This window comes from Streptomyces sp. RGM 3693 (assembly GCF_050471125.1).
Classification (GTDB): domain Bacteria; phylum Actinomycetota; class Actinomycetes; order Streptomycetales; family Streptomycetaceae; genus Streptomyces.
In genome coordinates this window covers 2,865,815-2,892,791 of record NZ_JBMPPQ010000001.1, presented here as the reverse complement: position 1 = coordinate 2,892,791, position 26,977 = coordinate 2,865,815, and the positions used below count along the sequence as shown (strand labels likewise).

The window sequence follows — 26,977 nt, the reverse complement described above, 5'->3', positions numbered from 1 at the left end:
TGATTCTGGACTCATCACCCTATCCAGGGCCCCGAATGACTGCCCGACCAGGTACCGAACAGCCAGTGGGGCGGGGCGCCGTCCGACTGCGTAGCCCGGTCAGGGATCATGGATGGTGGGCGCGGGGCCAGGGAGTTGAGTCATGGGCCGCCCCAACCGGGCCACTCGGGCAGCCATTACCCAGCGCCGCGCCGACGCCATCGACCTGAAGCTGGCCGGGGTGGACTGGCTGACGATCGGCCGGAAGCTCGCCGCGGACCCCTCGATCAACTCCGACGGCATTGCCTACCCGCAGGGGTACGGCATCGACAAGTACAAGCGCAGCCAGGAACCCCCAACCGACAAACGGCTCATCGAGCTCGCTTGCAAGGACGTCTCCAAGGCCCTCGCTGAGCGCACCACTGCTCTTGACGAGAGTGCCGATGAGCTGCGGCAGCTCATGGTGGAGCGACTGGAGCGACTGTTCTTCGGTGTCTACCGGGCCGCGATCCGCAACGGCGACTATCAGGCCGTCGACCGCGCCGTGCGGATCATTGAGCGCAGCAGCCGTCTTCTCGGTCTGGACCGGCCTGCTCGCACGGAACTGTCCGGGCCGGACGGCGGTGCCGTCCAGGTGGAGACCGCGGGCCTGGATGAGTTGGAGCGTTTGATCACCCTCGCTGGTGGCGAGGGTGAGCGGGGCTGACGAGGCGGCTGTCCTCGATCTGTACCGGACGCTTTCCGCCCAGCGTCGTCGTGAGATAGCAGCCGCCTCCAGCCCTGAACTTCGCGCCCGCCTCGTGCGTATCGAGCGCGAGCTGGCGATGGACCGCTCGCCGGGCGCGATGGCGGCCGTGCTCACCGATGGCCGGGAGATGCAGGCCCCGCACCTGGGCTTGATCGATGCTGCCTTCGAGCAGGTCGCTGCCGGGAAGCCGACCAGGCTGCTGCTGACTATGCCGCCGCGGCACGGCAAGAGCCGGCGAGCCGCCAGGTGGGCGCCCTTGTGGTATCTGCGCCGCCGCCCGGAGCACCGGGTGATGATCGCCTCCTACTCCTCCGATCTGGCCGACGATCACGGTCGGTGGATCCGCGACGCGATCCTCACCTACGGCCCGCAGCTCGGCATCAGCCTCCGTCCCGGCTCCAGCGCCGCGAACCGCTTCGATCTCGTCGGCACGGAGGGCGGCGCGGTCATGGCTGGTGTCGGTGGCGGCCTCACCGGCAAGGGCGCGCACCTCGCGGTCGTCGACGACCCGATCAAGGACGCGGCCGAAGCCTCGTCGCCCACCATGCGCAAGCGTCTGTGGGAGTGGTGGCAGGCCGTCCTCCTCACTCGCATCGAGCCCGGCGGCTCGGTCATCTTGATTCAAACCCGCTGGGACGAGGACGACCTTGCCGGACGCGTCCTGTCCGACGAAGGCGACCGCTGGACCGTCATCGACCTGCCCGCCCTCGCACTGTCCGAGGACGACGCTCTGGGCCGGCCGGTGGGCGCAGCCCTGTGGCCGGAGCGGTACGACGCCGCTGCGCTCGCCGAGATCCGCCGCTCCGTCGGTGAACGTGTCTGGTGGAGCCTGTACATGCAGCAGCCGCGCCCGCAGGACGGCGGCGTGTGGCAGTGGCCGTGGATCACCAATAACCGCATCAGTGCTGCCCAGTTGCGGGGCATCGATCTCGCCCGCATCGTGGTCGCCGTCGACCCGGCGGGCGGCGAGTCCGCAGTCGGTGACGAGACCGGCATCGTGGCCGCGGCCTCCGATCGCAACGGTCACCTGTACGTCCTCGACGACCGCTCCGGCAAGCGCGGCGCCGATGCGTGGGGGCGAGAAGCGTGCCTGCTGGCGATCGATCTGCGCGCGGACGCGATCGTGGTGGAGAGCAACTACGGCGGCGACATGTCCCGCCAGATCCTCCAGCAGGCATGGCAGGAACTCCAGCGCGAGCAGCGCACCGAGAACATGCTCATGCCCGCCGTACTGCCCGTGACCGCCAAGCACGGCAAGAGACTGAGGGCCGAGCCCATCGCCCAGCTCTATGAACAGGGAAGAGTTCACCACATCGGGGAATGGCCGGCCCTGGAGCAGCAGATGGTGACCTGGGTCGCCGGCATGGACTCTCCGGACCGGATGGACGCCGCCGTGCACGCGCTCACCCAGCTCGCCGATCCCGTCCACGGCGCGGGGCTGTCTTCTGCGTCGTATTCAGATGGACGGCTTCAGGGCCGTCGATAGGCTCCGATCACGGGAGCTTTCCGGGTTGTCCGATGCGCTGCTGGGGGACGGCTCCTGTCTCATGCCCGGCGAGGCCGAGGCGCGGCCTCGCCTTGGGGCTTGAAGGTTTCCGTGCCTGCCTCGACCTGCGCGGATCGAAAATCCAGGTGCATATCTACCGGTTTACATCCGTATACTCGTCCGGACTTATGGAGGACAGGATGTGCAGACGATGAAGCTTGCTGAGGCACTGGCAGAACGCGCGGAGGCGACGCGTCGTGTGGAGCAGTTGCGTGCGCGCGTCGTCGGCAGTGCGCGGTATCAGGAAGGGGAGACGCCTGCCGAGGATGCGGCCCAGTTGCTGGCCGAGGCCGGTGAGGTGCTGGACATCCTGGAAACGCTGATCCGGCGGATCAACCGGACCAATGCCACGGTGCAGATGGGCCCGGACGGCACGCTCACCGACGCACTCGCGCGCCGGGATGTTCTGCGGATGCGCCACTCGGTGGTCACCGCGGCGGCTGATGCGGCAGCGGGTACGGGCGAGCGAGGATACGGGCGGCAGCTTCGTTCCGAGCTGATGATGCTCTCCGCGCTTCCGGTCGCGGAATTGCGCCGACAGGCAGATGAACTCGCCCGGGAGATCCGTGAGATCGATGTGCGGATCCAGCGGACGAACTGGGAGGTCGATCTGCTGGACTGAGCGTCTCAGCAGACGAGGCGATGTGGAGCAGGTAGCCGTTTCGGAGGCGTGCACAAACCGAGGGCTGGCGGTTTTCCAGCCCACTCCTGGCGCGTGAAGAGCAACGCAAGGGGTTCGATTCCCCTTTAACAATGCAGCTCAGCACCGCGTACAGGTAATGGTGCACATAGCACGGCACATCACCACGTGCAGATCCGGAACGGCGAGGGTGGGCTCGGGGTTTCCCACATCGCAACAGCCAGACCCAGCGGATGGGATTTTTGGCGCAGTGATCGCTCCGCCGCGCGGATGGGAGTTTCACGGCACTACGCTGAATTGCGGCGCGGGGCCGACGATTGGCTCCTGCTGCTGTGGGTGTGCGTGCTCTGCTGACCGATGCCTGGTCGTGGCTGAACTACAAGCCCGTCATGGCCTCCACCGTCGACGGTCGCCCGCACCGGGCGCTGGCCCCGGAGATCCAGGCCAGCTGGCTGCCTGAAGATTCGATCCGCCGTCTGGCCGCCTACAAGCTGCTGGCCACCTACGACTCGAACCAGGCCGGGGAACTGGCCGCACTGACCGGGAACGAGGCAGCCGCGGAACGGCGGGAGTTCGGCGATCCGTCCGCGTTCGTGGATACGGCGCTCGCGCATCTGCTGGGGAAGTCCCAGCAGATCATCGTGCCCGGTGCCGAGCATGCCGGCGACGAGGACGCTTCCCCGAAGGCCGTGGCGGCAGCGGAGGTCCAACAGCGGCTGCGCGACTGGGCGGAGCTCGAGCTGCTGCCGCTGCGGATGCAAGCCGCGGAGCGCAAGGCGGTCCTGCTGGGCGATGCGGTGTATCTGCTGGCGTGGGATCCGGCCAAGGGCCGGGTATCGCTGCGGACATACGATCCCGGCTTCTACTTCCCGGTGATGGACGACGACGCCGACCCGGGCGACTACCCCACCAGAGTTCACCTGGCATGGGAGATACCGGAGGACCCCCGCAAGGGGGTCAAAGCCCGGGTCCGGCGGATCACGTTCGAGCTCGGCCCCATCACCACTGCCCCCGGCGACCGCGAGACCACGCGCCGCTATCCATGGGCGCCGGATCGTCCTTCGCATCTCACCTGCTACCTCTCGGACGCCGAATGGTCCATTGATGACCTGCGCCACGGCCAGAGGCTCGATGAACTCCCCCTGGATAAAGCTAAGTTCCGTACCCGCCGGGACGGACAGGTCCTTGACCGGCTGGACTTGTTGATCGACTTCATCCCCGTGATCCATGTCAGCAACACGGTGGATGACGGTGAGCACTTCGGGCAGTCGGTGCTGGCGAAGGTGATGCAGGCCCTGGATGAGCTGGCGGAGACGGACACCGACTCGGCCCGCGCCTCGGCCACGACTGGCGCGCCGATCATCGGTCTTGCGGGGGCACGGGCGGAGCTCGACCGGGTGACTGGGCGGCCGAAGCCGCTGGCAGTGCAGCCCGGCACGATCTTCCAGCTTGCCGACGGTGGGCGCATGGATGTGCTGGACACCTCCGGTCAGCTGGCAGAGCTGCGAGCGCGGGTCGAGGAGATCCGGGACCGGGCAGCAGTCAATGCCCGGCTGCCCGCCGTCAGTCTCGGCACCGTCGATCCCACCGACGTGCCCAGCGGCTATGCCCTCCAGATCAGCCTTGGTCCGCTGGACTCGCTGGTCGATTCGATGCGGCTGGCCCGTGCCCACAAGTACGCGCTGCTGCTGAAGATGGTGCAGCGGCTTCACCAGGCCGGACGCGCTCACGGGTGGCCACTGGGCGAGACCCTGCCTGCCCGGCTGGTGTTCGGCCCGCACATGCCGACCGACCGGCAGGCCATCCTGGATGAGGTGGTCAAGGGGGTGGGGGCCGGAGTGTTCTCGCTGGAGACCGGCATCCGCATGCTCCAAGACGCCGGCTACCCCATCGGGGATGCACAGCAAGAAGTCCAACGCATTCAGGCTGGTAGCAATCCCACCCAACTACGAGACGGTGATTGGCGCCGAGAGTAGTTCAGCCGTTGAGTAATTTGCCTGTTAGGTTCCGTATGCGCGCTCTCGCCAGGGTCGACATTGAGCCATTCGCCGTTGCACCTACAACCCGATCGCGTCGAGCTGGTGTACGAAAGCTCGGGAGGCGAACGGGCTTCTCGCGCCGGGACCCCTTCGCGCACAGGCGCGCATGGCTCGAACCATCCATGAGCACCCGGTACCGACGACGTGCGCCCACTGGCGCCGAGCATCGATAGAGCACCGGTCGATCATTTGAGCGGTTTGGCCTGCATGTCACCAGCGAGGCGCAAACATCCTTTTTCCACACTGCGATTGCGAGTCTTCGCCGAGCGAACTCGCCATCGGCGCACACTCGGACGAATACCAGGCGCCGAACAGCGCATTCTTCGAGGAAGCGTGAGCCAGACCCATGCGCCGCCGGCCGTGAATTTACTGTTGCATCTTTGCTTTTTTCCCATCTGCACGAGCTTCTGGCGCCGGAAGTGATGCTTCCCCTTGCATGACACCGCCGCGAGCGCATCGAATATTCATCCGAGCCGTGCCACCATTGATTAACCCAAGTTCGATCTCTGGGCTCACATTTGAGTGATCGACATCGATCAAAATCGATGCACAACCCAAAGCATTAGCTCATTGATGCAATGAATACACCGCACAATTATCGCAATCTGACGGACTTGCGGGACGGAGGAGATTGCAAGGCGGGAAAGTTGCTGTTCGCGCAGCGAATTCCTCGATCGGACGATAATCTGGTGCGACCGCATGCAGCCGCCCAGTGGCAGGCTGTAATGGCGGTGGCCTCGGGAGGAAGCCCGAGGCCACCTGTCACGCCATCAACGACCGAAGAGAGAGGCCGAACGTGACCGTTGAAGAGAACCGGGAGCTGCCGTTGCTCCCCCCGGGATTCCCTTCCGTGATTATCCCTGCCCTGAGTGGCGGTGAAACCCCGAGCGTCGCACTGGTCGATCTGCACCTGTGCGCGAGTCTGGCGATCGTCGTCATCATCGTGGTGGCCGCCGTCGTCCTGCTGCCCAGTATGTGGCCTGCCGTAGCCGGCGTACCCGGGGTCTGGCCATTCGCTATGTCCGCGGTGGTGAGCCTGGCAGGTATGTCCTGCCGCAGCTACCTCCGTATCGTCCGCGCCCGCCGGGGCTGAGCCCCACCTCCTGGGTGGGCGCCCACATGCGGCGCCCACCCAGGACCGACTGCTGGGACCCCGGAGCAGATGACTCTCGCCCGGGGCAGCGAAGGGAATCGTCGATGGCAGTGCCATCACCTAAGCGATGTGCCTTCTGTGGGAAGGGCATCGAGCAATCAACATGCGGCGGGCGGCCAAGGGAATACTGCGACGTCACCTGCCGGCAGCGGGCGCAGCGCCGCCGCGACCGTGAGCGGCGAGCCTCGCGGCCATCAGAAACCTTATGGAGGGAGATCACGTACGACCTGTCCTGTCGTGCTCAGCAGTTGCACGTTGCCAGTTCCAGCCAACTACCTCTGGGAATGGTGCTGGAGGTGACAGACCGCCTTCGTGAGGATGCCGAATGCCTCGCCGCTGTCGCGGTGGACTCCGTGCGCCATGAGGGGTGGGCCTGGAGAGAGGTCGCGTCGGCCGCCGACCTGAGTGAAGCATCCGCTCGAGCACGGTGGGGTGGAGTCCGCGTCGTGCGCCTGGTCTCCGCACGCACTCCTGTGTCCACAGGCCGGACAGCACCTCAAGCCCCACTGCTTCCGGCCGCCCGCATCGAATTCGCCCTGCAACCCCCACTGCCGCGGGACCGCGATATCGCGCAGAACGCCACTACTCCGGGGAAGGCGAGCGATGGACGTGGATGAAGGCCGCCACCCGGTCTGCCAGCTCCGCGGGTTCCAACTGGAGTACGCAGCCTTCTGCGAAGCGAACCAGGCTTCCTACCATCGCTACGCCATGGTGCGCCTGGCGGACCGAGTGGAAGCAAGGCGCTGCGTCGAGTCTGTCCTGGGCAACTTGGAGGCAAGCTGGGTCGCAGTGCTGGCCAGTGAATGCCCCGCCGCCTGGGCCTGGAACAGTCTGCGTACCGAGGCCGCCCACCGGACGCTCAGCGCGCTGGGACGTTCCGGACGGTTTCACGCCGTCCTTCGGGACGACCAAGCTGACATCATGCTCCTCCATCATCACCTCAGATTGCCTCTCGACCATGCAGCCAGCCTCATGGGCCTTTCAGACCACGGCGCCCGGGCCTTGTTGCGCGGAGCCAAGCGGGATCTGGGTCACCTGATGCCTCGTTAGTGCAGCTGAAGTAGCTGGTGCATGCTCGGGCAACCGGGCGTGCACCAGCTTGCACTTCACCCTCATTAGTGGTGTAACTCCCCTTGGCTAAAGCTCATTTGAGCGACTAGCCGACTACTCACACGCACTCCTAGGATGAGCCCTCATACCCAGGACTCAGCCAGCACCAGGCCCCACAGGAGTGCGCATGGCTTTCGGGGAGAAACCCCAAACTCACCTGATCGACACCAGCAAAGCCAGTGCCGCGCGTATGTACGACTGGCTTTTAGGTGGGACGGAGAACTACGAGGTCGACCGCGAGGCATGTGGTGAGCTGTTGGCTATCGCGCCCAGCACCCAGCAACTTGCCCGCACCAACCGAGACTTCCTCAGGCGTGTGGTACGTATTCTGGCTAAGAACGGGATCAGCCAGTTTCTCGACCACGGTTCCGGTCTGCCCACGCAGGACAATGTGCACGAGGTAGCGCAGCGGGCTCGCCCTGGCGCCAAAGTCGTCTACGTCGACAACGACCCCATGGTACTTGCCCACGCTCGTACGTCCCTGGACGACAACGAGGACACCATGGTCGTCGACTACGACATGCGGCGCACCCACGACATTGAGGAAGCCACCAAGGGTTTCCTCAACTGGGACCAGCCCATCGCGGCCCTGTTCGTGTCCGTACTCCACTGCCTGCCCGACACCGACGACGAACGGGACCCGGCAGTCCTCATCAGAAACCTCGCAGACCAGCTCCCGGCAGGCAGCTACATCGTCATCTGCCAGCTCGTCAGCGACGATCCTGAAGTCCGCCAAGGCGTCACACAACTCATGGACACTGTCACAGGCGGCAACTGGGGAAGAGTCCGGGAACCCCACGAGGTACGCCGATACTTCGACCCACTGGAGATCCAAGACCCAGGACTGGTTGACGTGATCGACTGGCGGCCTGACTCTCCGCCACCTCCCGCCCATCTGCGCCCCACGGACTGGGTCGAATGGGGCGGAGTTGGCCGCGTCCGAAAGTGACGCCCAAGTGACGAAGCCGCGGCGAACTGAGGGGTACGGTCCCCAAGCCCCTCAGTTCGACGATACTGCGGCGGTCTCCTGCTTCCAGCACTGGAGTGCACGCTCTAGCGCCGCTGCGCTGTCCTTGCGCTCGTAGGCGTTGGCGCGCACGTTGAGCAGGAGCCGGCGGTACTTGTCGAGTTGACGCTTTTGCGTGATGTAGTTCGCCCCATCCAGGTGCTCCACATAGGCCAACTCGTCCCAGTCTCCGTCAGGGAACGTCAGGTGAAAGATCGGGTACGGAGGCATCATGACCTCCTTGCGGACGATGCGGACGTTGATCCCCTTCGTCAAGGTGGCCTTGAGGAGAAACTCGATCTGCTCAGCCATCACGTCGGCGTCGCCGCAGATCCGGTACAGGACGTCCTCGCCGATGAGCGCGGCCAGGGCGGGGCTGCCCTGGTCGATCATGACCTGCCGCTGCATCCGGAGGGCGACGATGCGCTCGATGTCAGCGTCCGGAAGACCGACCTCCATATATCTCACGATGGCCCGTGCGTACGCCTCTGTCTGCAGCAACCCCGGCACCACGCGCGGATCGAACACGCAGATCCTGTTTGCGCTTCTCTCCATGCGGATGAGGCGTTTGAGGAAGTTGGGTGTCACATCGGCGAAGCGTGCGTAGAGGTCAGCGTTCCCGGCCTGCGCCAGAAGCTGCTCAAGCTGGCATCGCTGCTCGCGGGTAAGCCCGTAGAACAACGCGAGGTCGTGGACGTCACGAGGCTTGGCCGGACTCTCGCCCCGCTCCAGGCGACTTACCTTCGAGGTGGAGGCGCGGATCACGTGCGCCGCATCGGCAAGGGTGTACCCCAGTCGCTCGCGGTGGAACCGCAGTTCATCACCCAGCAGCCGGCCTGCGGGACGCTGCTCGTCCGGAAGGTCCATGCGGACGACGGACGCGTGTGGTTCAGGTCGGGCCTTGTGGACGGCGGGCATACGCACTCCGAAGAGATTTAGGGCACACAAATTGGGCCCAGAATGCCCTGCATATGCCCGCCACCACAAACTATGGCCAAAGCGTGGCTCAGAGTTCCATCGTTAGACGGCCAGGTTGTCGAACTCGGCGCTCTTCGCACCATCGAGGAAGGCCCGCATCTCCGTCCTCGTAAAGACCAGGGCCGGCCCCTCGGGGTGCCGCGAGTTCCGGACAGCGACCTCGCCATTTGGCAGGCCAGCCACTTCCACACACTCCCCCGCACCCACGCTTGCTTGCGCCTTCAACCAGGTAGCGCCCTTGATCTCGCCCGCCGGGACTCCGTTCACAATCGTCATCGTCACCCTCATCCTTCTGCTCGTAACTAGCCGAACGCGGTGCACGTCATTCCCATATGGGAAATGACTGCGCCACCCATGCAAAAGGATAGGCATCCCACCCCTCGCAAACAGACCCCCGAAAGAGTGGCAGTTTGATTCCGACTTTCCGATAAAATTACGCAACGACCATGCAGTTCACTGATGCGCCCAACCCCAAGGAAGGCTCTAGCCAGTTCAAGCAGGACTGCCACCCATAGATGGTCAGGCGAGTGCCCGACAACTGTGCGAGGCGGCCCATTCGGCGTGAGCGCCTGTGCTGGGCCTTGGGGTGCGTAGACTCGGTCACGGCGCGGGGCCATCTGGGAGTAGCACTCTTGAGGACCCGCCGCTTGCCCGCACCGTCTGCCGTGCTCGGCTACCGTCGCGATGGCCGCCCGATCCACCCGGTGCTCGGGGCGTCGCCGGAGGACGATTCCAATCGTGACGAGGCGACCGTCAGTCTCAGTCAAAAGCACCTGAGCACTCTGATGGCCAGGGAGAAGGACCAGGGCGGCCGAGCGGCGGTGCGAGGGCTCGTCGACAAGCTCGGGTTCTCCAGCGCCTCTTCCCTGGAGGAGTTCATCTCCCGGGCCCGGCAGGCCAAGCATGAGCAGCTGACCGAGGTCGAGCGCCGTGAGCAGGTACTGGTCGAGCGGGAGCAGGCCGCTGTTGTCCGTGAGAACACCGCGCTCGCGCGGGAGCGTGATGCGGTGCGACGTGCGGTGCTGGCAGGAGCGGGTGCCTCCGGCCGCGATCTCGATGACGCTGTGGCTCTCCTGGGTACTGCTGACGACGCGGACGAGGACGTTCTCGACGCTGCTGTCCGGGAGTTGAAGGGTCGCCGTCCTGAGCTGTTCGCCGCGTCCGGTCAAAAGGGTGGGGTGCCTGCTGCTCCGGGTGGTGCTCCGGCGTCGGTACCGCCACCACGGCCCACAGGGGCCCCTGGCCGACGTCCGGGTGCCGCGGGTCTGGAGATGGCCCGCCGTCGCGGTCTGCTGCCCCATGCCGAATAACTCGCGCACCACACCAGCTCCTGGGGACCACGCCCCTTTTCCCCTTCGTGGACCGCGCCATCGTCCGGTGAGTGCGCGACCGCCACTGGCACCCCTGGAGGATGCGGCGTGAGTCTTCAGCCGTTCACCACCTCTGTGACGGTGACCGCGAACCGGGACTGGCTCGCCTCCCGGCACGGCACCGACTCCACAGAAACGATCACCCTCGACCTGGCCAAGCTCACCAAGAACACCCACTACGTCGAGTCCCCCCATGTTCAACCGCACGGCTACGTCCGCTCCGGTGTCCCCATCGGCCGCGTGACCGCCTCTGGCCTGTATGGCGCCTACGACCCGACGGCCGAGGACGGCCGGCAGATTTTCGCCGGCGTCGTGTACGCCGAGGCCCCGCTCACCCCCGGCGCCACCCTGGTGCCGGCGGCGCTGCTGTGGCACGGAACCGTGCACACCGCGAAGATCCCCGGCGGCATCGACCCTGCGAAGATCGCGCCCAACCCGGCTGGAGCGCAGATCCGCTTCCTGGGGGAGGTGAGCGTGTGAGTGTCGCCGATCTGCTGAAGAATGTCTCGGTTGCTGACCTGACCGTCTATGCCCGCGCCATCCCCAGCCCGGACGACTTCCTGCTGACCCGGACGGTCTTCGCCGAGACCCGGGTGCAGGATGTGAAGTGGCGCATCCGGCAGAACAAGCGCCGTGTGAACGCCGCGAGTTACCGGGCCTACGACACGAGTGTTCCGTTCGCCAAGCGGCAGGCCGAAACGGTCCAGACCGAAGGCACCCTCCCCGCCCTCGGGCAGAAGCTGCTGGTCGGCGAGATGGAGCAACTGCTGCTGGACGCTTCTCGCGGTGCGGACGAGGATCGACTTGTCGAGCTCCTCTACGACGACGTGGAACGACATGTCGAATCCATCCGCTCCCGCCTCGAACTCGCCGCCGGCGACGTCCTGCTGGACGGCAAGTTCACCTTGGCCGGGGAGAACGGCCTGACCGTTGAGGCCGATTACGGGGTGCCTGCGGCGAACATGCCGACCGCGCCGAAGCCGTGGTCAGACCCGCAGGCAGATCCGATCGCGGATGAGCTGCGGTGGATCGACTACCTGGACTCCATCGGTGCCCCGGCTCCCGAGATGGTGCTGACGTCCCGTAAGGCGTGGTCCCACCTGGCGTCCAACGGCGCCTACCGGGCGGCCTATTACGGCACCTCGGCCGGTGGTCAGACGCCGACGGCGACGCTGAACCCGCAGCAGGTCAACTCCGTGCGCGCCACCTACAGTCTGCCGCCTGTCACCTTCTACAAGGCCCAAGTGTGGCAGGACGACGTGTCCAAGCGCGTGCTGCCGGAAGACCGGTGGATCATGCTGCCGCCCGACCGCGCGAAGTGGGGCCAGACCCAATACGGCACCACCACCGAGTCCCTCGCCCTGGCCCGCGGCACAAACCCGCAGATCGAACGGGAAGACGCACCCGGCATCGTCATCACCCGCGATGTCGAGGACGACCCCGTTCAGATCTGGACCAAGGGCGCGGCGATGGCGATGCCGGTCCTGTACTCGCCGGACTGCCACATCACCGCGACCGTCCTGTGAGCGCCACCGTGCAATCTCTCGGCGTCCTGGCCGCTGCCGTCCACATCCTCGATCCGGTGGAGCGCATCCCTGTGGTGCTGCTTCCAGGTGAGCACATCACGGATCCGGCAGTCGCCGAGCAGATCACGCATCCGCGGTGCTGGGAGCTCGGCCAGTCACCCGCCCAGCAGACGCCACCAGGTAAGTCCGTCCGGAAGGCGAAGCCCGCCTAGGGCCAGCCCGCGCGGCGGGGAGAAGCGGATCCCTCACTTCTCCCCGCCGCCCTCTTGATCAGGAATCGTGTGAACAGCGATGTATTGCGCTGGCTCCAAGCCCAGCTCGGTCCCGGCATCGACGCCGAAGACCTCGCCACCCGCTACGAGCGGCTCCGGTCAGCCAAAGCCGTCGCGCTCGAAGTGCTGCACGAACGGGTCGCGGCGCTCGTCGCCGAACCGCTGAAGGTCACCGTTAACGGCGTGGCCACAATCGACAACTCCGCCAACGTCGCCGCCCTCGAACGCCAACTCGCCCAGCTCAACGCCGCATCGGCACCGGACGAAGCACCCGCAGACCCCTCAGATCTCCTTACGGCCATTCCGATGCGGACCCGCCCACGCCGGTAGGCCACGTGAGTTCGCCAGGATCGCATTCCCCCAAGTCAAGGTGCTCCGGATCATCCCCGCGAGGGTGGAGAGGACCTCCTGTTGCCCTTCGCGGCATCCGTCGTGAGCGGTTCACCCCCGCGTCGGCGGGGAGCACCGCTGGAACCTACCTCGTCATCGGTTCGGTGGCGGTTCACCCCCGCGTCGGCGGGGAGCACGGAGCCCCCATGCCCACCGTCGCCCACGACCTCGGTTCACCCCCGCGTCGGCGGGGAGCACAGACCTCATAGCCCCAAGACGACTCCGAAAGACGGTTCACCCCCGCGTCGGCGGGGAGCACTGCCCCACCAGTCCGACGATGGCGCCCTCGCGCGGTTCACCCCCGCGTCGGCGGGGAGCACTGGTCACCGATTTTCCCTTGAGGAGGTGAAAACGGTTCACCCCCGCGTCGGCGGGGAGCACCCACCCGGGCACCCCCTGCGAGGACGTTGCTACGGTTCACCCCCGCGTCGGCGGGGAGCACTTCTCCCCGCCGTTGCGCAAGAGCCCGCCATACGGTTCACCCCCGCGTCGGCGGGGAGCACCGGGGAGCGGGGGGTTAGCCCCGCAACCCCGACGGTTCACCCCCGCGTCGGCGGGGAGCACGGTCGCTGACCTCCACGCCCGCTACTCCGCAGCGGTTCACCCCCGCGTCGGCGGGGAGCACTCCCCGAAGCTGTCACTGGCCTTGTCTGATGCCGGTTCACCCCCGCGTCGGCGGGGAGCACCAGCCAAACGTCAGGAACCTGCAAGGGCTCGGCGGTTCACCCCCGCGTCGGCGGGGAGCACGAGCACCTGGTCGCGGTTCATCCAGTTTCTCTGAACTAGCGATTCTTCCTCCGATTATGTGGGTGGAGAGGGCGAAGGGCAGCCTCCCCACCCCGTGTGTCGACGGACGCGGTGCTACTTGAGCCGTCCACGGACACCACCTCGCCGTCATCGCGCACATCCCGATCGCCAGCAGCTGGACAGCCGGAGCGCACTCCACGTGGATCCAGAGGGTCGGGCACCCTGGCCAGCGCCTGTAACAGGAGGGCGGGAAGGCACCTTCCTGCCCCGGGACGCCGGAGAAGGAGGGTGCCGTGCCGTTGGATACAGATATGCGCGAGGATGGAGCGACGAGCACGGCATTTTTGCTGATCTGGGAGCGTATAGGACTCCACGATCCGCAAGAGCCGTGCTTATCTTATGCCCGGCTATCGGTGATCATCCGGCCAGAACCGGGACCTACGGAACGTCTCCCGGAGCCCTGGATGGCGTACCAGGGGGCAGCGAGGTTGATGCGTTCACCTCAGCACGAGGGTTGGGTTGAGCAATCTTCCAGAAACCCCCTCACAGCTAACGTTCCAGCGATATCATCCCGCCTTGGGTCCCTCTAACCGGCCACTCTATCGAACGCGGAGACCACATGAGAGCGAACAGCCGCACCACGGAATGGGTACGCGAGATTGAGATTGAATGCGCCGAGCCGGAGGCCCTCCAGCAACTTGAGGAGGAGATCGCTGACGACCCAGGGATTAGCCTTCGAGAGCCAAACGTACATTCCCCAGGGCTTCGATCCGAACTAATCCATACGATCATCATCGGAGTGTCCAGTGCGGGCTTCGCGTCGGCCACAAGCGCAGTGCTGATCAATTTCATCAAAAGTCGCCGCGTGAAGATCACCGTACGGCAGACCAAGGCAGAGAACACCGTTACGTACGAGGGGCCCGTACGAGACGGCAGAAAGGTTCTTGAAATTGTCAATCCATCCCAGACTCCAGAGCTACAAGAATGATGCAGACTCGCTCTCTCTGCGTTCTAACCATGGAAGTTTCGATCCCACAGCAGTTCTCATCGAGTTGGGGGGCCAGTCCCAGGAGTCACAAGAAAGCACTAGCGAGGATGAAGCTCGCCGAATTAACTCCATCCTGCTTCACGAGCGACATCATTGGCTTCAGCACGTGGGTACCACTGGGGGGATTTACAACTCCCTACTCCTGCAGTTCGAAATGGGGCTGATCAATAGCACGCCTGGGCTTGAAACTCTCAAAGAGGAGGACATCCCGCTCCTTCGATCCGAACAATCCGAGCACCGGAAGACTCTGGACGTTTGGGAAATCTGCGAACAAGTTCGCAGATCATTCTTCGGCTGCAGGATCGGCGACTTTCGAGAGCTGGACACCGGAATCGCACTGCCTACTCGAACCCTAACTGACGCCTTGGCCAATCAGATTCAAAGGCATGTTCCGGGGCCGTCAGGTCTCCCGCTCTCGCTTCCTCGATGTCCAGATGAAGTATTTCAAGGTGGCGGGGGGTACGTAGTACCGCAATATCGCGGTTGGGTGCTTGGCATCAGGCATCTCATGGAGTTCTCGGCGCGTATCAGCGAAATTTCCAAATTGGCTGTCGACGCTACCCTGCTGGGAGACGGAAAGCTGGACATTTCGTCTCTCCTGGCCGGAATCTACACCGTAGCCTACGATGTCTTTTTGAAGAACTGCGGCACCGCTGAGCGGAGCATGACGACACTTATCACCGCCGCGACGATTTGCGACATATCGCTAAACGGGTACCATTTTCCCATCGGCCCTGCACTTTTTCAATCTCCGGGGCTTTTGTTTACTCAACTTTCTGGAGAAATGAAGGGCTTCGACTTCCGGCGTCCTGTTGTGGTGAATGTTCCATCTACCGTAGGTGAACTCATCCATGCGATCTATCGCCACCTGGAGGGCCGAACCAGTATTGACTGGAAACATGCCGCCTCGGCAACCTCAAGCCTCTTCGGCCACCTGACTCCCTTCAAGATGAACGAGCCCCTTGGAGGTGGAAATCTGGAAGGCCAGCCCAATACTTTCCCTAATTCCATCCAGTGGTTAGCCCCTCTCTGGGGGAAATCTGCCAGCGTCAGAATCAACCACCCCGAACTATTCATCCTCCCTGCGTGCATCTACACTGACGACCGACACCACTTTCATCAACTGTTCGACGAGATCGCACCTCCTGCAGTCAAGCGTCTGGGCACATTGCGTGGAACGCAAGCCATAGACCCCAGCTGGGTTCCCTGGATCCTGCAGTTTTCAATCGAAGCGGATCTACTGAGGGGGATGGTTTACCTAAATTCAAGCGAATTGGCTACAACTTTGGCTCGACATTCGCAATCGCTGTCAGGTGGTTCCGCGATACGCGAAGGATCCCTGTCCGCCGTTTTCCATAGTGTATATTTTGCCTCCAAGCAATCCCCTCTAGGGGTATCATTGGTGCGCAAAATCGCTAAGATTCTAGGTGTTGACTCACCTCTCTAAGACTATGAGTACCCCACTCTTGGTCGACTGAAATAGTTCGGGCGAGTGCCCGGCAGTACTTGGCGTGGCAGGGGGCGAGGCGACCAATCCGTGGGGACGTAGCGCACCAGATCTCCATTCAAGGTTGGTCTGCCTGTCGGCGGGGCGGGATGGTGGGAATTCCGAGGTTGGTCTGGCGGGTCATGCCGGCGAGTTTGCGCTCGGCGGCGGCGATGGTGATCTCGAGCCCTTCGACCTCGCCGAGCCAACCGCGTTCGTGGGCCTCCTTCAGACGCTCGCGGAGGTTGGCGAGGATCTCGTCGAGTCGGCGCCTCTGGGCAGGGTCCGGCTGTAGGAGGGGGCATCGCAGGCAGGCGTGTTCGTGGGCGCAAGGAGTGCCGTATCCGCGGCCACAGGTACCGAGTTCGACCTTCCGCTTGGTGAAGTGCTGGTGGAATTCTTCCCACTCTTCGGTGGTGGGGTCCCGGTACTCCTCGCTAGGCCGCACGCTGCGGCGCTTGGAGAGGAATGCGCGGTAATGGCGCAGCATGTCTTCTGGATATACGGCTAATGGTGCACTCGGGTATTGGAACTCTCGGAATGCCTGCCTCATGAGCCGTTCCTGCGGCTGATCTCGGCTGCGTAGGCGCCCCAGTCTCCGGCGGCGGCCCGCTGCCACTTGACGGCGACGGTGATGTGGATGCCGAGGGTGCGGGCGAGGATCGCAGCGGGCAGCTCGGTGGCGAGCTGGAACAGGGCAGTCGAGCGGGTCTGGGCGAGACGGATGCCGAGCTTGCGGAGTCGTTCTCCCATCGCCCAGGCACTGATCGGACGGCCGGGCTGGCCGCCGGGGAAGAGCCAGGGCGAGGCTGTGCGGGCGAGAACGGCATGGCTGCGGCGAACTGCGACCTGCTGAAGGGCCAGGTCAGCGACAGGTTCGGGCAGGTCGATGGGAACGTCGCCGAGGCGGATGCGGACCGCTCCGCCTGTCTCCACGATGTGGTCGACGGTCAGCCAGGAGATGGCCGAGGGCCACTGGGCATAGAGGAGCAACAGCAGCCCGGCCAGGCGGTCTTCGGTGCGGATGGTGTCGTCGTGCAGCAGGCGGCGGGCGGTGGCCCAGCGGGCTTCGTCGTCCATGGGTCGGGAGGGGCCGGTCCATTTCACGGCGGGGAAGCTGAGGTCGCTGGCGATCTTCCGTGCGAGGGCCCAGCGTACGAAGTGCCCAGCCTCCTGGCGAAGGCGGGCGTCATCGCTGGTCAACCACCGTTCGAGGTCAGCCTGGCGGCAGGTGGCGATGGTCAGGCCCTGCTCGGCGAGCCAGTCCAGGAGGATGACAGCTGCCCGGAGGTGCTGGCGGACGACGACGAGCTGTTCATGAGTGACGTCTTCGCCGCGGGCGCGGTGGCGAAGACGCCGCACCAGATGCCAGGTCGCGTATCGGTGGAGGAGCTGGCGCCCTTCGGCGGTGGAGTGGGAGGTGATGAGATTGCTCACCACGCGTTCGAGCCGGATCATCTGCTCGTCTCGCGAGGGCAGGGCGCCGGTGGCCACGAGGACGCTGCGGATGTGTTCGACGACCTTGCCGTCCGGAAGCTCATCCAGGGCCTCGTGGGTCAGCGGCCGGCGGCCGGAGCCCAGGTCGGAAAGGACGGTGGAGACGATGCCGCCGGACAGCCAGTGGATCGCTGTTGCCGCCCGTTCGGTGCCGGCCAGGGCCTCGTGCAAGGCTCGTAGCTTCGGGGCGACGGCGCCGGACGGGCCGACGAGGAGTTCGTCGAGCCGATGCTTGAGGACACAACGGCGGCAAGGGCCTGGGGCACGTAGTCGTTCTGCTTGACCACAGACAGGACAGGGGCGCCAGAGCTCGGCGTCCGGTTTCGTGCACGGGCCGCAGACGGGTTCCTGAGGGGTGCCGGAGTGGACGCGGCGGAAGGAGCCGCAGGCGGTGCAGCGGGCTTCACGTTGATCGCAGGCGCCGCAACGGGGTTGGCCGGTCAGGCGGGAAAGGGTGCAGGGGGCGGTGCGGCCGCAGATCGAGCAGACCAGCGTCGGCAGCGGGCGGCAGTTAGGGCAGATCGGCCCGTCGGGAGTCCGCGTGTTCACCAGGCGCCGACGGCCGCAGACGATGCAGGTTTCCAGGTTGGCCGGGTCTGTGATCAGGCAGTTCGGACACAGCGGTCGCCCCCGGTCGTCTCGCGTGGCCGGGTCACGGCGGGTGCCGCAGCGTGCGCATTCCTCGACGCGGGACTTGGCGATGCAGTTCCGGCAGACCCGCTGGCCGTCGAGAGGCTTGCTGATGCGTACGGCTCTGTGACAGCGGGGACAGGTAGGCCGGACGATCCCGGCGACTCCGGCGTCGATGAGCCGATCGATCAGCCGCAGGATCACGGGGAACGGCGCGAGGTGTCCGTTGCCGGTCAGCAGCGAGGGGTCGGCCTCCAGGACCCAGGCGATCTTCTGCTGGTTGGCGGGCCGCAGTGCAGAGTGGCGGACCACGTCGGCGACCACGTCCGGGTCGGCATGCGGATCCAGCCCGGCGATCACGCCGTGAATCACTGCAAGGGGGTCCCGTCCGTCGATGTCGCGACACCTCACGCAGCGTGGTCTGCCGGCCCGGTCTCGTGTGGAGATGCGTCGGGTCTTTCCGCAACCGGTGCAGGGTTCGAACGTAGTGGGCCCGCAGACTCCGCAGTACCAGTCCTGGCCGCGACGTTGGAGCGTGCGCAGGTGTTTGCCGCACTCGGTGCAGACCGGTGGCGAGGTCGCCTGGGCCCCGGCCTTGCGTAGGGCGATGAGCAGGTCGCCGACGGCCCGGGGGGCCGGGGATCGGCCGTCGTTCAAGACCGCTGGGCGGCGGGCCAGCGCGGCGGCGAGCATGCGGGACTTGGCCCGTCCGCCGGCGACTGCGGTGACCACGGCCCGGATCGTCTCGGGGCCAAGTTCCTTCTCAACTCGCGTGATCAGGTCAGTGGCCAGGCCGATTGGGTCGGGGACAGCGCGGCTGTCATGGTCTGGGGCAGTCATGGGTGGTCAACGCCCCGGATCCTGGCTCGCTTTGGGCGCAGGCCGCCGAGCCCCTCTGCGGGTGTCCCGCTGCCGCCCGCGGCGGCCTTCTTCGGCTTCCTCACGGTGCCGGCCGCGGCGATCGGCTCGATGAGGTCGTCCATCGTGCAATCCAGAATGTCGAGCAGGGCCATGAGGATCTTCAAGCTCAACCGTTCGGGCCGCTCGACCACGAGCCGGTAGACCTGACTTGACGACAGCGAGATGCCGCGTTCCTTCAGTGGCGGGATGAGGTCGGTGGTGGAGAACATCCCGCGGTCCGCCATCACCTTGCGTAGGTGCCAGCGGTGGTCGAGCTTGGCGACCATGATCGGGTTCCTCCCTCTCGTCGGCCCGCGAGTCCCGGGCCCGGTTCCTCCGGGCCGACTTCCGCCGGGTCCGCGTCTTCCGGATGGCGCACCAAGGCGCTCAGTTGTCCGGCTCGAAGATGTACGGCCGGGTGAAGGTGACCACCTCGAAGCCGCGCTTGCGCAGGATTGGTTCGGAGGTGGGCAGCGCATCGGTGACCAGCAGCCCGCAGCCGCGCTCCCTGGCCTGCCGCAGCCGGGAGCCGACCACTGCGGTGAAGAAGCCTTGCCGACGGTGGGTCGTCTTGGTCCGGGCGCCCGCCAGCTCGGCGAACGGGCTGCCAGCCTGGAAGTAGACCCGTCCGCAGGAGACCGGCTCGCCCTGGGCATAGGCGATGTGCACGCTCATCGCGTCAGGCTGCTCTTCGAGCAGCCGAGCCAGCTGCCGACGCTCCTCGTCCGCGTTACGCTGACCGATCTGGCGGGAGATCTCGGCGTAGTCGTCAAGCTCGGCGCCATCGGTCACCTGCCGCACCTCGTAGCCCGAGGTGTCGAAGAGGGCCGATGATGCCTCGGCGACTGGGAGCATCAGCACCTGCTCCTCCTCGTCGGGCTCGAAGCCCGCTGCTTCGAGCGCGGCAGCCAGGCCCTGCTGCCTGTCGTGGCCGTAGACTTTCCACTCCAGGGTGTAGCCGCCGGACCGGGCGAGCTCCTGCTCTCCGCGGACCAGTTCCACGACCTCGCCGTCCGCCAGATCGGCGAAGACGATCCGGCACTCCGAGCCATCCGCCGAGTACTCGCGCACCAGGTCGGCGTGGTCGGCGGCGAGACCGCACGCGCGCCGCAGCGCGTCGAGTTCCGCCAGAACCTCGGTTTTGACTGCTTCGTTCATGTCGGTCCTTCCTCGTCAGACGCCGGCGAACGCCGGGGCCAGGGCCTTGCTCAGGGCCGTGTTCATGAAGTCGTCGCTGACGTGCGTGTAGATGGCCGTGGAGCTGTCACACTCGTGACCGACTTGCTGCTGGATGAAGCGCCGGTCGACCCCGTCCTCAGTCAGATGCGTGACGTAAGAATGTCTGATTGAATGCGGAACTAGATCTTTTGGGAGCTTTAGGGCATCCCTGTATGCCTCGAAGCGGTCGTTGATGGAACCGGGCTGGAGGCGTCCCCCGCGTTCGGTGATCCAGAGAGCCGGATGATCGGGGAACCCGAATCGCGGCCGGACGTTCTCGACGTAGTCGGCGACCGCGTCGACGGCCCAGTCCATTACCGACAGCACGTTCCGGCGCCGCGGCGGCTGGCCCTTCTTCGCTTTGCCGTAGCGGACGTTGAGCGTGCCGTACCGGCCGAACTGCGGAGCCTTCGGGTTTCGCCCGAAGTCGACCACATTCAGCTTGGACGTCTCGGTCCGCCGAAGTCCCCAGCCGTAGATGACTTTGAAGAGGGTGGCGTCGCGGTAGGCAGCGAGGGCTCCCTTGCGCTTGGACTTCACGGCACGATCGACCTGGTCGTCGGCGTAGTCGAGGAAATGCTGCAGCTCTTCGCGGGTGAACGGCCTCGCCTCCGGGTCACCCTCATAGTCCTGCAGGTGCGGGAGGGTGTTCCACTCGTGAGCGATCGCCACCGGCCCGGTGCCGAAGGCTTCCTCGCAGGCTGGCCCCCATCCGTAGCGGGCGTCGATGAGGAACTCGGTGAACAGGCGAACATCGCCCTGGTAGCTGCGGATCGTGGACGGCGCCAGATGCTTCTCGCCCGTCAACGAGGCCGACCACTCATCCATGTGACCCGGTGTCCACTGCCACGGGTACTCGTTCGTGGTCTCGAAGAACCGGCGGACCAGCCGTTCCCGGTCGTCAACCGTCTCGTCCTGCAGCCCCCGCGACTTCTGCTGGGCCCGCCAACCTCGCAGCATCGCCTCGAACATCGCGTCCTCGGGACGCAACTGGACGACCCCGGAAACAAGCTCCAGATGAGCTGCCCCAGCCAGGGCCAGCTTGCGCTGATGCACCACTCCAGACCCTCCCTTCTGGAGGGCAGATCATGCATCAGACGGGATGGTGTGGGCAACTTCCCTGATCAGGCTGTTAGTTGGTAGTAGCGTTGGAGTTCCTCAGCCTCTTGCTGTGAACTGGCGACCTGCGGTTTCTCGCCCGTTAGATGCAATTCCCGAGGGTTCAGGTACGGCTCGGTCGACCTCAGCGATCCGTGGCCGGCGATGTCCCGAACTTCCAGCAGGTTCAGCTCCTGGGCCATCCGCATGAGTGCTGTGTGGCGCAGGTCATGCAAGGTCCAGTCCGTGCCCAGCGCCTTCTGCGCCCGCAGTAAGACAGCCCGCGCGGCGTCGTATCCAAGGGGTCGCCAGGGACGTCGCAGCGTCCAGAACACCGGTGCGGACGCACGAAGGCACGACGCAGGCAGATCCCGCTGATACAGCCGCAGCCATACGAACGCGTCTGGTGAGGCCGGCACATGCTGAAGTGCTTTCGTGCCCTTGCGGATAACGCCGATCGTCTGGTTCCCCGGATCGACCAACTTGTTTGTGACACCTAGGAGTTCGCTCGGGCGCGACGCGCTGCTGACGTAGAAGGCGAGTAGTGCGCGGTCGCGGTCGTACCTTATTGACGCGAATAGCTCGTCGAACGCCTCGTCGGGCAGGGATCGCGGCGCCCGCTTGGGCACCTTCTGCCGGAACGCGGCCCTACGACTGCTCGGAAATGACTGCAGCGGATTGTGATGTGCCGCGTACCTCTCTCCACCAGGCCCCGGCCGTCGGGCAGGCACCGGGTTGAGCAGCGGACCGGCCCCTGTGCTCAGGTGATGCTGGTAGAACTCACTGACCACGGACAACGTTTGATTGATCGTGGTAGGCGCGGTGCCATTCCCCGGACGTCGTTTACCGGTTGTCGTGTTCACAGTTCCTGCCCGGCCGGGACGGGGCCTGTGCCGGTGGAACTTGTTCTGCTGAAGCCAGAGCGTGAGGTCCCGTGCTTCCACGCTCGTCGCACGGTCCCAAGGAATCTCGACGGCCCAGAGGAATCGGAACCAGCGCAGAAGCGCACGGGCGTACGCCTCGATGCTCAACGGCTCGAAGCTACATGCCTGACAGGTGCGGAGGTATTCGAGTACCGGTACTACGGGGTCGTCGTGTGGGTCGAGCACCAGGAACGGCACGTCACCGCTGCATGGGGCGACTCGACCAACCTGGGCCAAGCGAAGGCGTCCGACGTCGCGGACAAGCATTCTTTCGTTCATGAGCAAGAAGTTGAGCAACATTCCCATCCCTTCCCGCGCAGACACGCCGCAACCTCTCTGACCTGGCATTATTCGACGCTTAGCCTCGATCGTTCATGAGTCCTCGTCGGTGTGCTGACGGGGACTCTGTGTTTGCGAGGTGCGGTCTTTTCGGGGCTGGGGCACGTTGAGGGCCCGGTTGTCGCGTCGGATGGGCGCCGGGTTCCACTTTCCCGGTGTGGTGGTGCGGATCGTTGGGGCGGTCGGTGTGGCTGGTCAGCCGGGGCTCGGCAAGGCATTGAGCCGGTCGATTGCCCGGGTGACTTCGTCGGTCCAGGGCCATCGCGTGGTGAAGCGGAGCCAGCGGCGGCGGCCGGTGGTGACCAGCTGGGCGGCGGCGGAGAACAGTCGCAGGCGGAGCTTCTTGGGTTCCCAGCGGCGCATTTCTGCGGTCAGGGCGAGCATCGGCATCCAGGCGAGGAGGTCGAGTGCGAGGGAGACGATCTCCAGCCAGATCCGGTTCTGTGCCGTGTCATGCAGGGGCAGGTTGCGCAGGCCGGTGTCGCGGGCGTTTCGGATGCGGTCCTCGCAGCGGGCCCGCCTGCGGTGGCGCAGTTCAAGGTCGGCGAGCTGGCCGCCTTGGGTGTTGGTCGCGAAGCAGGTCAGTCGCAGTCCGTCGACGTCGGTGAAGCGCAACTGGGCGCCGGGGTGCGACCGTTCCTTGCGGACGATCAGCCGCATCCCCTTGGGCCACGTGCTCAGGTCGGGCATGTCGGTGATCTCCGCGACCCAGGCGCCGGGCCGCTCTGTGCCGCCCGCGTCGTAAGCCGGTGTCCACGCCTTCTTCGGGATCTTCAGGACGGCCTGGTGGATGGCGTCGGTGATGGTCATGCCGACGGAATACGACAGCCACCGCCCCGGCGGGAGAGCCAGTCGAGGAAGGCGTGGGTGCCGCCGGCAGAGTCCGTGCGGATCAGTGTCTGCCGGCCCCGCCGCAGGTGTTTGGGGAGTTGGGCCAGGGCGAGTTGGGTGGTGGTGATGTGATCGCTCGCGGTGTTGGAGCCTGCGTTGCCGGGCCGCAGCAGCGCGGCCACCGGCTCTCCGGAACCGGCTTGGCCGTGGTCGACGAACGCGACGAGCGGATGATGGCCGAAGGTCTTCTTCCAGGTCGCGGTGGCGTCCTGCTTCTCGGAGTGCGCAAGGACCAGCACGCCGTCGATGTCCACGATCACGTGAGCGTCGGCGGCCGGACCGTTCGCCCCGGCCAGTTCCCAGACCCGCGACCGTACTTCGGCCCGCGCCGACCGGATCGCGGTGAGCGCCTTCGGTCCGGCTGCGGCGAGGGCGTCGATGAGTCGTGAGACCGTGGGGTCGGACGCCACCGGGCCGAACACGTCGGGCTCGGCCCGCAGCATGGCGACATCGGCGAGGCAGTCCCCGCCCAGAGCGACTCCGAGCGCGACATCCAGCAGAACCTTGCCCGGGTCGTGCACTGCCCGCGGCTTGCGCCACGGTGCCAATGCCACCGATATCGCGGTGTCCAGGCCCACCTTGCCGACCGTCTCGACCAGCAGCACCGCCCCGGCCTGCGAGACCGCCCCGCTGCCACCGCCCTCGACACGGACACGCGGGTACAACCCGATACGCTTGCTCACCTGGAGAGTGCTTCTTTCCGTGCAGCCAACAGGACCCTAGACAAGTCCCATCGTTGCAGGTCAGGAGCACTCTCCGCTTATTTGATCAAGGCATGGACGAGCACGCTCATGAAAGCGCGAGGTTAGTTCACTAAACGGGGTGGAAGGAGGTTCACCCCCGCGTCGGCGGGGAGCACGCCGCCCCCGAACGGGTCGCCCGCCTGGACGACGGTTCACCCCCGCGTCGGCGGGGAGCACGCTTTCGCCCCTCGCGGCAGGAACTCGCCGTCTGGTTCACCCCCGCGTCGGTGGGGAGCACCCCTCTTGCAGTCGCGCCGCATGGACGAGCAACGGTTCACCCCCGCGTCGGCGGGGAGCACCCGTCCTCGTCGCGCAGGATCGTCCTGGTCAACGGTTCACCCCCGCGTCGGCGGGGAGCACACCCGGATCGGCGTCCGTACGTCCGCCAACGCCGGTTCACCCCCGCGTCGGCGGGGAGCACCTCAAAGCCCCTGTCCTCCAGGACCCGTCGAACGGTTCACCCCCGCGTCGGCGGGGAGCACGGCCAGCGGGCGGAGAAGGAGATTGCCGACATCGGTTCACCCCCGCGTCGGCGGGGAGCACACTGACCGCCGTCGGCACGCTCACCCGCCACCCCGAACTACTGGTTCACCCCCGCGTCGGCGGGGAGCACAGGGTGAGGAGCTGGCGGTGGGCGGCGGTCTTCGGTTCACCCCCGCGTCGGCGGGGAGCACCTCCAGGAGACCGTCCGCGCCGAGATGGCCAACCGGTTCACCCCCGCGTCGGCGGGGAGCACGTCACGACGTGGTATCACGGCTACCGGGAGGGCGGTTCACCCCCGCGTCGGCGGGGAGCACGCCTGGCGGGCCTTTTCCGTGCCGGTTTGTGCCGGTTCACCCCCGCGTCGGCGGGGAGCACCGAAAGACGCCGGTCGGTCTCGCGGAGGAGTGCGGTTCACCCCCGCGTCGGCGGGGAGCACATCAGGACGTCCGGAAACACGATCGGCCAAATCGGTTCACCCCCGCGTCGGCGGGGAGCACCCGGCCCACACCGACGAGGCCGACCCTGAGCCCGGTTCACCCCCGCGTCGGCGGGGAGCACGGCTTGTTGGAGGCAGACTTCGAGGGTGTGGGCGGTTCACCCCCGCGTCGGCGGGGAGCACCCCTACAGCCCTTGGGGGTAAAGGGAAGCAGCCGGTTCACCCCCGCGTCGGCGGGGAGCACGATACCCAACCGGTAATCTCACGGTGAGATGGCGGTTCACCCCCGCGTCGGCGGGGAGCACGTCGCCGAGTCCGCCCGCCTCGGCATGAAGAACGGTTCACCCCCGCGTCGGCGGGGAGCACCAGATCTCTGACTCATCACTCGCCACATGCGACGGTTCACCCCCGCGTCGGCGGGGAGCACCAACTCATCGGCTGCATCGATGCTGTGGCCGGCGGTTCACCCCCGCGTCGGCGGGGAGCACACTTCGTGACCTGCAGATTATCCCCGGCTTTTCTCTTCCTTTGCCATTCCTGGTCGCTGCGGAGTCCCAGTCATCCGCATGAGGGTGAGTCCGTCGAAGTCCACGGGGACGCGGCGGCGGGTGCCTGCGGTGCGGATGGCGTAGCCCTGTTCTGTTGGAGCTGGGTGTACGAGGACGGCAGCACCGTCACCTACGACTTCCGCGACTGCGTCCCACAGCTGGTCGCGAACGCGGGCGGAGACGGTGCCGACGAAGATGCCGGGGACCACTTCGGTGGTCCACCGGCTCAGGGCGCCACGTAGGTGGTCAGGGACGGCGGTGGTGGCGATGACGAGCATGGAGGGCATCTCAGCCTCCGTCCGGTGCGTAGTTCACCCCAGCAGGAAGGACTCCCGTCTTCGGATCCCAGAGATGGACCAGTCGGACGTCATGGCGCTCGGGGTGGTCATCGTCGGTGTCGGCACCGGGAGTGAGGAGGGTCTGGATGTCCCGGATGACGCGAGGTAGCAGCCGGATGAGGCGGAGTTCTTCGCGGAATTTTCTGCGGGCTTCCTGTTCGGGGTTGGTCGATTGGTGGAGGGAGAAGGCGACGGGGAGGGTGGTTTCGGCTTTGTAGAGGTCGGCGATGTCGTAGACGAAAGCGTGTTGCTTGCCCGTGTGGACGAAGCCGAGGGCCGGTGAGCAGCCCAGGGCCAGCAGAGCGGCGTGGATGATGCCGTACAGGCAGGTGTTGGCGGCGGACAGTGCGAGGTTGACCGGGTCTTGCTGGTGCCACTGGTCGGGGTGGTAGTTGCGACGGAAGCGGCCGATTCCGTGCTGCTGGGCGAGGATTTTGTAGAGGGCCTTCATGCGCTGGCCTTCCATGCCGCGCAGTTGGTCGAGGGTGGTGCCGTCGGGGACGGTGTCGTCACCGAAGCGCATCTCGTACATGCGGGTGGAGGTGGCAAGCCGTTGTTGTGGGTCGGACCAGGCGGTCACCTGTTGTTCGAGCCAGTGGGTGGTGAGGGAGTCCGGCAGGATGCTGGCATAGGCGCGGACGCCGCCGGCGCCCGTGCACACCACGCTGGTGCCGTGGCGAGCGAGGGTGGACAGGGCGCGGGTGGTGATGGATACGCCCGGTCCCAGGAGCAGGCAGGTGAGTGCGGCGGTGGGGATGTAGACGGTGTCGGTGCGGTTGTCGTCGGCTTGGATCTGGGCGCAGACGCCGGTGTCGTCCTGTACGACGCGGACCTTGTCGAGGTAGAGGAAGGACAGGGAGTCCGCGATGCGCGGGAGCATGGCGAGGGTGGGGGC

24 protein-coding genes, 1 pseudogene and 2 CRISPR repeat arrays are annotated in these 26,977 nt (G+C 65.9%); of the genes and pseudogenes, 14 read left to right on the top strand and 11 right to left on the bottom strand.

Features of this window, described 5'->3' with window-relative positions:
* The first annotated feature begins 142 nt into the window (after positions 1-142).
* From ACO0M4_RS12465 to ACO0M4_RS12435, 7 genes are all read left to right on the top strand, one after another.
* On the top strand, positions 143-685 hold the full coding sequence (locus ACO0M4_RS12465) for a hypothetical protein (protein ID WP_430369943.1): 543 nt from the start codon (positions 143-145) through the stop codon (positions 683-685).
* A 94-nt stretch (positions 686-779) separates the two neighbouring features.
* Entirely contained in the window at positions 780-2,213 is a 1,434-nt protein-coding gene (locus tag ACO0M4_RS12460; RefSeq protein ID WP_430369941.1) for a terminase large subunit domain-containing protein, read from the top strand.
* 211 nt (positions 2,214-2,424) lie between these two features.
* Complete coding sequence (locus ACO0M4_RS12455; protein WP_430371355.1) at positions 2,425-2,895, top strand: DIP1984 family protein; 471 nt, start codon at positions 2,425-2,427, stop codon at positions 2,893-2,895.
* Between the two features lie 356 nt (positions 2,896-3,251).
* On the top strand, positions 3,252-4,889 hold the full coding sequence (locus ACO0M4_RS12450; RefSeq protein ID WP_430369940.1) for a hypothetical protein: 1,638 nt from the start codon (positions 3,252-3,254) through the stop codon (positions 4,887-4,889).
* Between the two features lie 859 nt (positions 4,890-5,748).
* On the top strand, positions 5,749-6,045 hold the full coding sequence (locus ACO0M4_RS12445; protein ID WP_430369939.1) for a hypothetical protein: 297 nt from the start codon (positions 5,749-5,751) through the stop codon (positions 6,043-6,045).
* 663 nt (positions 6,046-6,708) lie between these two features.
* Positions 6,709-7,155 carry a hypothetical protein gene (locus ACO0M4_RS12440; protein ID WP_430369938.1) on the top strand — a complete coding sequence of 149 codons (447 nt, stop codon included), beginning with the start codon at positions 6,709-6,711 and terminating at the stop codon, positions 7,153-7,155.
* Between the two features lie 187 nt (positions 7,156-7,342).
* Positions 7,343-8,164 carry an SAM-dependent methyltransferase gene (locus tag ACO0M4_RS12435; RefSeq protein WP_430369937.1) on the top strand — a complete coding sequence of 274 codons (822 nt, stop codon included), beginning with the start codon at positions 7,343-7,345 and terminating at the stop codon, positions 8,162-8,164.
* Positions 8,165-8,215: 51 nt separating this feature from the next.
* Here ACO0M4_RS12435 and ACO0M4_RS12430 read toward each other — a convergent pair whose 3' ends face one another.
* Both ACO0M4_RS12430 and ACO0M4_RS12425 read right to left on the bottom strand, forming a co-directional pair.
* The gene (locus ACO0M4_RS12430; RefSeq protein WP_430369936.1) at positions 8,216-9,088 is read right to left on the bottom strand and encodes a helix-turn-helix domain-containing protein; all 873 of its coding nucleotides are present in this window, start codon (positions 9,086-9,088) and stop codon (positions 8,216-8,218) included.
* Between the two features lie 153 nt (positions 9,089-9,241).
* Positions 9,242-9,475, bottom strand: a complete 234-nt coding sequence (locus ACO0M4_RS12425; protein ID WP_430369934.1) for a DUF397 domain-containing protein — start codon at positions 9,473-9,475, stop codon at positions 9,242-9,244.
* A gap of 389 nt (positions 9,476-9,864) precedes the next feature.
* Between ACO0M4_RS12425 and ACO0M4_RS12420 the strand changes: the two genes are divergently transcribed.
* The 7 genes from ACO0M4_RS12420 to ACO0M4_RS12390 all read left to right on the top strand — a co-directional run bounded on the left by ACO0M4_RS12420 (position 9,865) and on the right by ACO0M4_RS12390 (position 15,999).
* Positions 9,865-10,509: a hypothetical protein gene (locus ACO0M4_RS12420; protein WP_430369933.1), complete on the top strand. Its 645-nt coding sequence runs from the start codon at positions 9,865-9,867 to the stop codon at positions 10,507-10,509.
* A 108-nt stretch (positions 10,510-10,617) separates the two neighbouring features.
* Complete coding sequence (locus tag ACO0M4_RS12415) at positions 10,618-11,049, top strand: head decoration protein (protein ID WP_430369932.1); 432 nt, start codon at positions 10,618-10,620, stop codon at positions 11,047-11,049.
* Positions 11,046-12,095 carry a major capsid protein gene (locus ACO0M4_RS12410; protein WP_430369931.1) on the top strand — a complete coding sequence of 350 codons (1,050 nt, stop codon included), beginning with the start codon at positions 11,046-11,048 and terminating at the stop codon, positions 12,093-12,095. Before ACO0M4_RS12415 ends, ACO0M4_RS12410 begins: the two co-directional genes overlap by 4 nt.
* Positions 12,092-12,307 (top strand): hypothetical protein, encoded by a 216-nt coding sequence (locus ACO0M4_RS12405; RefSeq protein ID WP_430369930.1) that lies wholly within the window; start codon positions 12,092-12,094, stop codon positions 12,305-12,307. Before ACO0M4_RS12410 ends, ACO0M4_RS12405 begins: the two co-directional genes overlap by 4 nt.
* 69 nt (positions 12,308-12,376) lie before the next feature.
* Positions 12,377-12,697: a hypothetical protein gene (locus tag ACO0M4_RS12400; protein ID WP_430369929.1), complete on the top strand. Its 321-nt coding sequence runs from the start codon at positions 12,377-12,379 to the stop codon at positions 12,695-12,697.
* Positions 12,698-12,804: 107 nt separating this feature from the next.
* Positions 12,805-13,504: a CRISPR direct-repeat array (repeat unit 29 nt; unit sequence CGGTTCACCCCCGCGTCGGCGGGGAGCAC).
* A 619-nt stretch (positions 13,505-14,123) separates the two neighbouring features.
* Entirely contained in the window at positions 14,124-14,492 is a 369-nt protein-coding gene (locus ACO0M4_RS12395) for a hypothetical protein (RefSeq protein ID WP_430369928.1), read from the top strand.
* 568 nt (positions 14,493-15,060) lie between these two features.
* Entirely contained in the window at positions 15,061-15,999 is a 939-nt protein-coding gene (locus tag ACO0M4_RS12390) for a hypothetical protein (protein ID WP_430369927.1), read from the top strand.
* A gap of 118 nt (positions 16,000-16,117) precedes the next feature.
* On the opposite strand, the gene ACO0M4_RS12385 is transcribed toward ACO0M4_RS12390, so the two are convergent.
* From ACO0M4_RS12385 to cas1e, 9 genes and pseudogenes are all read right to left on the bottom strand, one after another.
* The gene (locus tag ACO0M4_RS12385; protein WP_430369926.1) at positions 16,118-16,528 is read right to left on the bottom strand and encodes a hypothetical protein; all 411 of its coding nucleotides are present in this window, start codon (positions 16,526-16,528) and stop codon (positions 16,118-16,120) included.
* Positions 16,529-16,587: 59 nt separating this feature from the next.
* On the bottom strand, positions 16,588-18,897 hold the full coding sequence (locus tag ACO0M4_RS12380) for a site-specific integrase (RefSeq protein ID WP_430369925.1): 2,310 nt from the start codon (positions 18,895-18,897) through the stop codon (positions 16,588-16,590).
* A 104-nt stretch (positions 18,898-19,001) separates the two neighbouring features.
* A complete protein-coding gene (locus tag ACO0M4_RS12375; RefSeq protein WP_430369924.1) occupies positions 19,002-19,352 on the bottom strand; it encodes a helix-turn-helix domain-containing protein in 351 nt (116 codons plus the stop codon).
* Between the two features lie 100 nt (positions 19,353-19,452).
* Positions 19,453-20,223: a GNAT family N-acetyltransferase gene (locus tag ACO0M4_RS12370; protein WP_430369923.1), complete on the bottom strand. Its 771-nt coding sequence runs from the start codon at positions 20,221-20,223 to the stop codon at positions 19,453-19,455.
* Positions 20,224-20,238: 15 nt separating this feature from the next.
* Entirely contained in the window at positions 20,239-21,342 is a 1,104-nt protein-coding gene (locus ACO0M4_RS12365) for a tyrosine-type recombinase/integrase (protein ID WP_430369922.1), read from the bottom strand.
* A gap of 65 nt (positions 21,343-21,407) precedes the next feature.
* Positions 21,408-22,604 (bottom strand): tyrosine-type recombinase/integrase, encoded by a 1,197-nt coding sequence (locus ACO0M4_RS12360; RefSeq protein ID WP_430369921.1) that lies wholly within the window; start codon positions 22,602-22,604, stop codon positions 21,408-21,410.
* 234 nt (positions 22,605-22,838) lie between these two features.
* Positions 22,839-24,217: pseudogene (locus ACO0M4_RS12355) on the bottom strand (IS1380 family transposase).
* Between the two features lie 147 nt (positions 24,218-24,364).
* Positions 24,365-25,684: a CRISPR direct-repeat array (repeat unit 29 nt; unit sequence CGGTTCACCCCCGCGTCGGCGGGGAGCAC).
* A gap of 17 nt (positions 25,685-25,701) precedes the next feature.
* On the bottom strand, positions 25,702-26,031 hold the full coding sequence (gene cas2e, locus ACO0M4_RS12350) for a type I-E CRISPR-associated endoribonuclease Cas2e (RefSeq protein ID WP_430369920.1): 330 nt from the start codon (positions 26,029-26,031) through the stop codon (positions 25,702-25,704).
* 1 nt (position 26,032) lies between these two features.
* A complete protein-coding gene (gene cas1e, locus ACO0M4_RS12345) occupies positions 26,033-26,962 on the bottom strand; it encodes a type I-E CRISPR-associated endonuclease Cas1e (RefSeq protein ID WP_430371353.1) in 930 nt (309 codons plus the stop codon).
* Between the last annotated feature and the right edge of the window lie 15 nt (positions 26,963-26,977).

What these genes read in the sequence shown, in the direction of transcription:
- ACO0M4_RS12390 (WP_430369927.1), top strand. Translation starts at nt 15,061, where the DNA reads ATGGAGTTCTCGGCGCGTATCAGCGAAATTTCCAAATTGGCTGTCGAC.
- ACO0M4_RS12370 (WP_430369923.1), bottom strand. Translation starts at nt 20,223, where the DNA reads ATGAACGAAGCAGTCAAAACCGAGGTTCTGGCGGAACTCGACGCGCTG.
- cas1e (WP_430371353.1), bottom strand. Translation starts at nt 26,962, where the DNA reads ATGCTCCCGCGCATCGCGGACTCCCTGTCCTTCCTCTACCTCGACAAG.
- ACO0M4_RS12465 (WP_430369943.1), top strand. Translation starts at nt 143, where the DNA reads ATGGGCCGCCCCAACCGGGCCACTCGGGCAGCCATTACCCAGCGCCGC.
- ACO0M4_RS12430 (WP_430369936.1), bottom strand. Translation starts at nt 9,088, where the DNA reads ATGGACCTTCCGGACGAGCAGCGTCCCGCAGGCCGGCTGCTGGGTGAT.
- ACO0M4_RS12435 (WP_430369937.1), top strand. Translation starts at nt 7,343, where the DNA reads ATGGCTTTCGGGGAGAAACCCCAAACTCACCTGATCGACACCAGCAAA.
- ACO0M4_RS12425 (WP_430369934.1), bottom strand. Translation starts at nt 9,475, where the DNA reads ATGACGATTGTGAACGGAGTCCCGGCGGGCGAGATCAAGGGCGCTACC.
- cas2e (WP_430369920.1), bottom strand. Translation starts at nt 26,031, where the DNA reads ATGCCCTCCATGCTCGTCATCGCCACCACCGCCGTCCCTGACCACCTA.
- ACO0M4_RS12360 (WP_430369921.1), bottom strand. Translation starts at nt 22,604, where the DNA reads ATGTTGCTCAACTTCTTGCTCATGAACGAAAGAATGCTTGTCCGCGAC.
- ACO0M4_RS12440 (WP_430369938.1), top strand. Translation starts at nt 6,709, where the DNA reads ATGGACGTGGATGAAGGCCGCCACCCGGTCTGCCAGCTCCGCGGGTTC.
- ACO0M4_RS12455 (WP_430371355.1), top strand. Translation starts at nt 2,425, where the DNA reads ATGAAGCTTGCTGAGGCACTGGCAGAACGCGCGGAGGCGACGCGTCGT.
- ACO0M4_RS12375 (WP_430369924.1), bottom strand. Translation starts at nt 19,352, where the DNA reads ATGGTCGCCAAGCTCGACCACCGCTGGCACCTACGCAAGGTGATGGCG.
- ACO0M4_RS12395 (WP_430369928.1), top strand. Translation starts at nt 14,124, where the DNA reads ATGAGAGCGAACAGCCGCACCACGGAATGGGTACGCGAGATTGAGATT.
- ACO0M4_RS12385 (WP_430369926.1), bottom strand. Translation starts at nt 16,528, where the DNA reads ATGCTGCGCCATTACCGCGCATTCCTCTCCAAGCGCCGCAGCGTGCGG.